Source organism: Streptomyces sp. NPDC050164 (assembly GCF_044459945.1).
GTDB lineage: Bacteria > Actinomycetota > Actinomycetes > Streptomycetales > Streptomycetaceae > Streptomyces > Streptomyces coeruleorubidus_A.
Window position 1 is genome coordinate 175800 of record NZ_JBITJK010000014.1, and the last position, 6866, is coordinate 182665.

The window sequence follows — 6866 nt, forward strand, 5'->3', positions numbered from 1 at the left end:
CGGGGTCACCGCCCGACGGCGTAGCCCTGCATGCCGCGCGGGTTGGCCGCCGCCGACAGGACGCCCGTCTCCGGGTCCCGCGCGACCGCGCAGAGCCGGCCTTCCGACCAGGGGCCTCCGACGGTCACCCGGTGGCCGCGCCGCCGCAGCTCCCCGACGACGGCCGGGTCCGTGCGGGACTCCACGGTGACGCTGGCCGGGCGCATGCCGCGGGGGTAGAAGGAGCCGGGGAAGCTGTCGTTGTGCCAGTTCGGGGCGTCGATCGCGCCCTGGAGGTCCAGGCCGCCGCGCACCTGGGGGCGCAGCGCGACCGCCAGGAGGAAGTGCAGCTGCCACTGGTCCTGCTGGTCCCCGCCCGGGGTGCCGAACGCCATGACGGGCACGCCCTCGCGCAGGGCGATCGAGGGCGTCAGCGTGGTGCGGGGGCGGCGGCCGGGGGTGAGGGAGTTGGGCAGGCCCTCCTCCAGCCAGGCCATCTGGAGCCGGGTGCCGAGCGGGAAGCCGAGTCCGGGCACGACGGGGCTGGACTGGAGCCAGCCGCCGCTGGGCGTGGCCGAGACCATGTTGCCCCAGCGGTCGACCACGTCGAGGTGGCAGGTGTCGCCGCGGGTGGTCCCGTCGTCGCCGACCTCCGGTTCGCCGGGCACGGGGGACGCCGGGCTCTTCGCGACGGTCGGTTCGCCGACGCCCGGGGCGGCGGCGCCCCGCTGTGCGGCGGCCGCCACGCGCGCGTGCGCGCACAGCCGCGGGGTGCGTCCGCCGGGGCTGCCGGGCCGCAGGTCGTGGGAGGCCTGCTCGCCGACGAGAGCGCGGCGGGCCGTGTTGTACGCGTCGGACAGCAGATCGTCGAGCGGCACGTCGGCGGCGTCCCCGTACCAGGCCTCCCGGTCGGCCATGGCGAGTTTGCAGTTCTCGACCAGCAGGTGGACGTAGTCGGCCGAGCCGTGGCGGGGCAGGTCGGGCGGGAGCAGGGCGAGCTGCTGGAGGAGGACCGGGCCCTGGCTCCAGGGGCCCGGCTTGCACACGGTCCAGCCGTTCCAGTCGTACGTCGCCGGCGTCTCGTAGGTCGCGGACCAGGCGGCGAGGTCGGCGGCCGTGAGGGTGCCGGTGTGGTGTGCGCCGCTGGTGTCCATGGTGGGGCGCCCGGCCTGTCGTACGAGGGCGTCGGCGATGAATCCGGTGCGCCACACCTGCCGGGCGGCCTCGATCCGCGCGTCCCGGTCCCCGGCCCCGGCGGTCTCGGCGAGCAGGCGCTTCCAGGTGGCGGCGAGCGCGGGGTTGCGCAGCAGCTCGCCGGGGCGCGGAGCCTTCCCGCCTGGCAGGTAGATCTCCGCCGACGAGGTCCATTCCGTCTCGAACAGCTCGCGTACGGTCTCGACGGTCTCGCCCACGCGCTCCACGGGCGGGTGCCCGTGCTCGGCGTATCCGATGGCGTACTTCAGGACGTCGGCGAGGGGCTTGGTGCCGTGGTCGCGCAGCAGCAGCATCCAGGCGTCGAACGCGCCCGGCACGGCGGCGGCGAGCGGCCCGGTGCCGGGGACGAGGTCCAGGCCGAGGCCCCGGTAGTGGGCGACCGTCGCCCCGGCCGGTGCGACGCCCTGCCCGCACAGCACCCGTACCTCGCCGCCGGCCGGGGCGAGCAGGATCGGCACCTCGCCGGCCGGGCCGTTGAGGTGCGGCTCGACGACATGCAGCACGAACGCGCCCGCCACGGCCGCGTCGTAGGCGTTGCCGCCGTCCTCCAGGACGGCCATCGCCGACTGCGAGGCGAGCCAGTGGGTGGAGGACACCATGCCGAAGGTGCCCTGGAGGGTGGGGCGGGTGGTGAACATATGGCCTCACAGGTCGAATCACGTCACCTTTTTGCCGGTGGTCTCCCTTCCCTACCCGGACTGACGGAGCGGATAGCGGGATGCTGGTGACACCATGCGGATGTTCTGTGTCCTCGCCGTCCTGGTGGGCGCGAACCTGCTCAACAACTGGCTCGCGCCCGGCGCCTACGTACCCACCTGCGTGGCCGCGGCCGCCGCGTTGCTGCTGATCGCCCGGTGGGACGGTCTCACCCGCGCCGATCTCGGACTCGACACGGTTGCCGTGTACCGGGGGCTGCGGTGGTCAGCGGTCCTGGTGGGCGCGGTTCTCGCCGTTTTCCTGGTGGGGCTTGCCCTGCCGGCCACCAGGGAGGCGTTCGAGGACGAACGCGCCGCCGGCCTGACCATGGGGGAGCTGCTGTGGCGGGTGCTGGTCCGGGTGCCGGTCGGCACCGTGCTGCTGGAGGAGATCGCCTTCCGCGGCGTCCTGTGGGCCATGGTGCGGCGTCGGCGCGGTACTGCCTGGGCCACCGCGGTGTCGTCAGTGCTGTTCGGGCTCTGGCACGTGCTTCCCTCGCGCGGGCTGAGCCGGGCCAACGCGGCCGCGGCGGTCCTCGGCACCGGACCGGCAGGCACCGCGCTGTCGGTCGCGGCCGCCGTGGTCGCCACGACGGCCGCCGGGGTCGTCCTGTGCGAGCTGCGGCGCCGGTCCGGAAGCCTGCTGGCGCCCGCGTCGCTGCACTGGGCCCTCAACGGCTTCGGCTACGTGCTGGCCTGGGCCGTACCTCGATGGAGGAGCGCGGGGGGCGTGCTGTGAACGTCGGACAGTCCCCGCTTCAGCCGTGGGATGTCGTGCCGCCGAGGACCTGCTCGCGGAGGATGTCGGCGTAGCCGCAGTGCTGGGCCAGTTCGCGCAGTGTGTGGAGGTAGACCCAGCGCAGCGGCAGCGGGCCTCGGCGGTTGCCCAGTACGAGGTCGTCCAGCGTCAGCTCTGCCGTGGCGCGACGGGATGCCGCGCACGCCTGCTGGTAGGCGTGCTGGACCGAGGCGATCGTGTCGTCGTCGTGGAGGTCGAACGACTCGTCGGGCGTGTCGGGAATGCCGATCTCGGCACGGGACCGGCAGGTTATCCCCTCGTCGAACCAGACCTTCTCGACGAACGTGGCGTGCTTGACCAGGCCGAGCAGCGTGGTCTTGGACGTGACCAGTGACCGGCGTGCCTGCTCTTCGGTCAGCCCGTTCAGACTGCCGTGAAGCGCGGAGCGGTGCTCATCGAGGAATGTCTCGAACTGGTCGCGGAGCGTGGCGTGGAAGACGGCGGGTTCCGTCGACGGCTGGAAGACCATGTCCGCAACGATAGGCTGCCCAGCTCCTGTCCGACCCGTGCGATGACAAACCGCCCAGTGACCGCCGAACCGACCGAAACCACGACCGTCGACAGTGAGTCACCGTCACCACGCAGCCACGGAGCGAGTTCACACTTTCGCACCACAGAGAGTCATGTGAAACTGTCGTCCCGTCCGCCGTGCGGACCTGATCCGCACCGTCCGTCCCCCATGAGAAGGGCGCCGTGCGTTCCCTACCTCTGCCCCTGGCCCTGACCGCACGCCTGTCCCCGGTGGCCGTGCTCGCCGCGGCGGGCTGGGCACTGTCGTCCGGTCCGCTCGCCGCGCCGCAGGCCGCCGAGCACAAGCCTGCCGACGAGAAGACCGGGACCCAGTCCGCGTCCGCCCCGTCGACGTCGACGGTGTCGAAGACCTACTCGGCCGCGCCGGCGCCGTGCGAGAGCGTCGCCAAGAAGACGGTCGAGTCGCTGGTGCCGGGTGCCAAGACGGCCGGGAAGGAGATCCCGTCCACGAACTCGGAGTTGCGCCGCACCTGCTCCTGGAACGCGCTCAAGGGGTACAACTACCGCTGGCTCGACGTGTCCTTCGAGGTGATGCAGTCGGACGAGGCGGCGGAGAAGGCCTACAAGGGGCGCACCGAGGAGAAGAGCGGCGGAGGTGCCGTCCCCGGTCTGGGCGACACCGCGTACTCCATCGTCAACCTGACCACCGAGGACAAGCAGGAGACCCGCGAGGGCCAGGTGTTCGTCCGCGCCTCCAACGCGCTGGTGGTCATCACGTACAACGGCAGCGACTTCGAGTCGAAGAAGGCGCCGAGCACGGACACGATCAACAAGGGCGCCATCAAGGCCGCGAAGGAAGCGGTGGCCGCGCTGGAGGGCGGCAAGGGCTGACCGTCCTCCAGCGTCCGCGCCCGCGGTCAGACGACGGTCCGGTCCCGGCCCCGTGCCGCCATCAGCACCAGGTACAGCAGCATCGACGTGCCCAGCCCCACCGCCCAGCCGTAGTCGGCCAGGCCGGCCAGTGCCGGGACGGGGCGGCCGTCGATCAGCGGCTTGAAGCTGGCGCCGCCGACTGCGAGAACGCCTCCGACGACGAAAGCGACGACGGCCCGCCAGTTCCAGCCGCCCGCGTACCAGTAGCGTCCGCCCGTGCGGTACAGGTCGGCCAGGTCGAGCTTGGCACGGCGCAGGATCCAGTAGTCGGCGATGAGGATGCCCGCGACCGTGCCCAGCAGGCCGCCGACGAGGCCGAGCCAGGTGAAGATGTAGCCCTGCGGGTCGGAGTACAGCTTCCACGGGAAGATCAGCACGCCGAGGACGCAGGTGGCGAGCGCGCCGGCCCGGAAACTGATCTTCCGGGGCGCGATGTTGGAGAAGTCGAAGGCCGGCGAGACCAGGTTGGCCGCGACGTTGACGGACAGCGTCGCCACCAGGACGGTGACGAGGGCGAACAGCAGGCCCACCGTGTTGTCGGTCTTGGCCGCGAGCTTCACCGGGTCCCAGATCGCCTCGCCGTAGACCGCCTGCGAGCCGGAGGTGACCATCACGGACAGGAACGCGAACAGCGTCATCGTCGTCGGCAGACCGAGGGCCTGGCCCCACGTCTGCGCCTTCTGGCTCCTGCCGTAGCGGGTGAAGTCGGGGATGTTCAGCGACAGCGTGGACCAGAAACCGATCATGCCCATGAGCGCGGGCGCGAACAGCGTCCAGAAGTCGGCGCCCCAGCCGAGCTTGGACGGCTGGTCGAGCAGCGGGCCGAAGCCGCCCGCCTTGTCGCTCATCCACCACAGCATCACGAACGCGCCGACGAGCACGAAGGGCGCCGCCCAGTTCTCGAAGCGGCGGATGGTCTCCATGCCGCGGTAGATGATGACGACCTGGAGCGCCCAGAAGATCGCGAACGACAGCCACATGGTCCAGGCGTAGCCGCCGACCTTCGCCGCGTCCGTCCAGCCGCTGCCGACGAGCTTGCCGGCCAGGAAGTAGATGGCCTCGCCGCCGATCCAGGTCTGGATGCCGAACCAGCCGCACGCCACCAGCGCCCGTACGACGGCGGGCAGGTTGGCTCCGCGGATGCCGAAGGAGGCCCGGGCGAAGACCGGGAAGGGTATGCCGTACTTGGGTCCCGCGTGCCCGGTGAGCAGCATCGGTATCAGCACGATCACGTTGGCCAGGGCGATGGTGAACACCGCCTGCTTCCAGTCCATGCCGACGGCGATGAGACCGGAGGCCAGGGTCCAGGAGGCCGTGTTGTGGGCCATGCCGACCCACAGCGCGGAGAAGTTGTACGTGGTCCAGGTGCGTTTCTCGACGGGGACCGGCAGCAGGTCCTCGTTGGCGTAGGGACCGGTCGGCGCGGGGGCGCCCTGGGCGATCTCCACCCGGCCGTCGGCGAGGGTGACTTGGGTGGTCGGCGGTGGGGCCGTGGGAGCGGTATCGGTCATGGGCCAGGCCAATCAGGGGAGGTGGGACGGGAAAGGCCATGCGGGTGATGCCGATGGGGGGTGCGCTCGGGAGCGTCCTGGCCCCCTTCCCTGGCCGAGGTGAAGGGGGAGATCGAAGGGGTGCCTCGAAGGGGTCAGACGTTGACGGCCGGGATCACCCGTGATCCGTACGCGTCGATCACGGCTTCCTGCGCGTCGTGCATGTCGTAGACGGCGAACTGGTCCACGCCGAGCGCGCGCAGCGCGTTCAGCTTCTCGACGTGCCTCTCGACCGGGCCGATCAGGCAGAACCGGTCGACGATCTCGTCGGGCACGAACTGGGTGTCGGGGTTGCCGGCGCGGCCGTGGTGGGAGTAGTCGTATCCCTCCCGCGCCTTGATGTAGTCGGTGAGTTCGTCGGGGACGGCGGCCGAGTGCTCGCCGTACTTGGACACCAGGTCGGCCACGTGGTTGCCGACCATCCCGCCGAACCACCGGCACTGCTCGCGCGCGTGGGCGAGCGCCTCGGGCGAGTCGTCCTCGGTGACGTAGGCGGGGGCGGCCACGCAGACGGTCACCTCGGACGGGTCACGGCCGGCGGCGACGGCCGCGTCCTTCACGGCCTTGACCATGTACTCGGTCAGATACAGATCGGCCAGCTGGAGGATGAACCCGTCGGCCTCCTCACCGGTCGTCTTCAGGGCCTTGGGGCCGTACGCGGCCATCCACACGGGGAGTTCGGCGCCCGGTTTGATCCACGGGAACCGGACGACCGTGCCGCCGCCGAGGTCGGCCTCCTGGCCGCTGCCGAGGGCCCGGATGACCTTCATGGCCTCGCTGATCCGGGCCAGCGTGTTGGGCTTGCGCCCGGCCACGCGCATCGCTGAGTCGCCGCGGCCGATGCCGCAGACCGTGCGGTTGCCGTACATGTCGTTGAGGGTGGCGAAGGTGGAGGCGGTGACCTCCCAGGTGCGGGTGCCCGGGTTGGTCACCATCGGCCCGACCTTCAGTTTCGTGGTGTTGGCCAGGATCTGGCTGTAGATCACGAACGGCTCCTGCCACAGCACGGCGGAGTCGAAGGTCCAGCCGTAGGAGAATCCGTTCCGTTCCGCGCGTTTCATCAGGCTGATCACCCGCGAGGCCGGCGGGTCGGTCTGCAGGACGAGTCCGAAGTCCATCCGCACCACTCCTAGGCCGTGTTTTGGAACGTGCGGGCGGCCAGCCATTTGGTGAGGTCGCCCGCGATCCGGCCGGTGTCGATCTCGTTGGTCACGTGATGTTCGC

Annotated in this window: 6 protein-coding genes; 2 read left to right on the plus strand and 4 right to left on the minus strand. The window is 71.1% G+C overall.

Going from position 1 to position 6866, the window contains the following annotated elements; all coding sequences use genetic code 11:
• Positions 1 to 5: 5 nt before the first annotated feature.
• On the minus strand, positions 6 to 1832 hold the full coding sequence (locus ACIBNA_RS20790; RefSeq protein WP_399166627.1) for a gamma-glutamyltransferase family protein: 1827 nt from the start codon (positions 1830 to 1832) through the stop codon (positions 6 to 8).
• Positions 1833 to 1926: 94 nt separating this feature from the next.
• Between ACIBNA_RS20790 and ACIBNA_RS20795 the strand changes: the two genes are divergently transcribed.
• Entirely contained in the window at positions 1927 to 2628 is a 702-nt protein-coding gene (locus ACIBNA_RS20795) for a lysostaphin resistance A-like protein (protein ID WP_399166628.1), read from the plus strand.
• Between the two features lie 19 nt (positions 2629 to 2647).
• Here the strand turns inward: ACIBNA_RS20795 and ACIBNA_RS20800 are convergent, their stop codons facing one another.
• A complete protein-coding gene (locus ACIBNA_RS20800) occupies positions 2648 to 3157 on the minus strand; it encodes a DinB family protein (protein WP_399166629.1) in 510 nt (169 codons plus the stop codon).
• Positions 3158 to 3381: 224 nt separating this feature from the next.
• Here ACIBNA_RS20800 and ACIBNA_RS20805 point away from each other — a divergent pair, with 224 nt between their 5' ends.
• Positions 3382 to 4050, plus strand: coding sequence for a hypothetical protein (locus ACIBNA_RS20805; protein ID WP_399166630.1), 669 nt, complete (start codon positions 3382 to 3384; stop codon positions 4048 to 4050).
• Between the two features lie 26 nt (positions 4051 to 4076).
• Here ACIBNA_RS20805 and ACIBNA_RS20810 read toward each other — a convergent pair whose 3' ends face one another.
• Together ACIBNA_RS20810 and ACIBNA_RS20815 are read right to left on the minus strand one after the other, a co-directional pair.
• Positions 4077 to 5603 carry an NCS1 family nucleobase:cation symporter-1 gene (locus tag ACIBNA_RS20810; protein ID WP_399166631.1) on the minus strand — a complete coding sequence of 509 codons (1527 nt, stop codon included), beginning with the start codon at positions 5601 to 5603 and terminating at the stop codon, positions 4077 to 4079.
• Between the two features lie 134 nt (positions 5604 to 5737).
• Positions 5738 to 6760, minus strand: a complete 1023-nt coding sequence (locus tag ACIBNA_RS20815; RefSeq protein WP_399166632.1) for a TIGR03842 family LLM class F420-dependent oxidoreductase — start codon at positions 6758 to 6760, stop codon at positions 5738 to 5740.
• Positions 6761 to 6866: the final 106 nt, after the last annotated feature.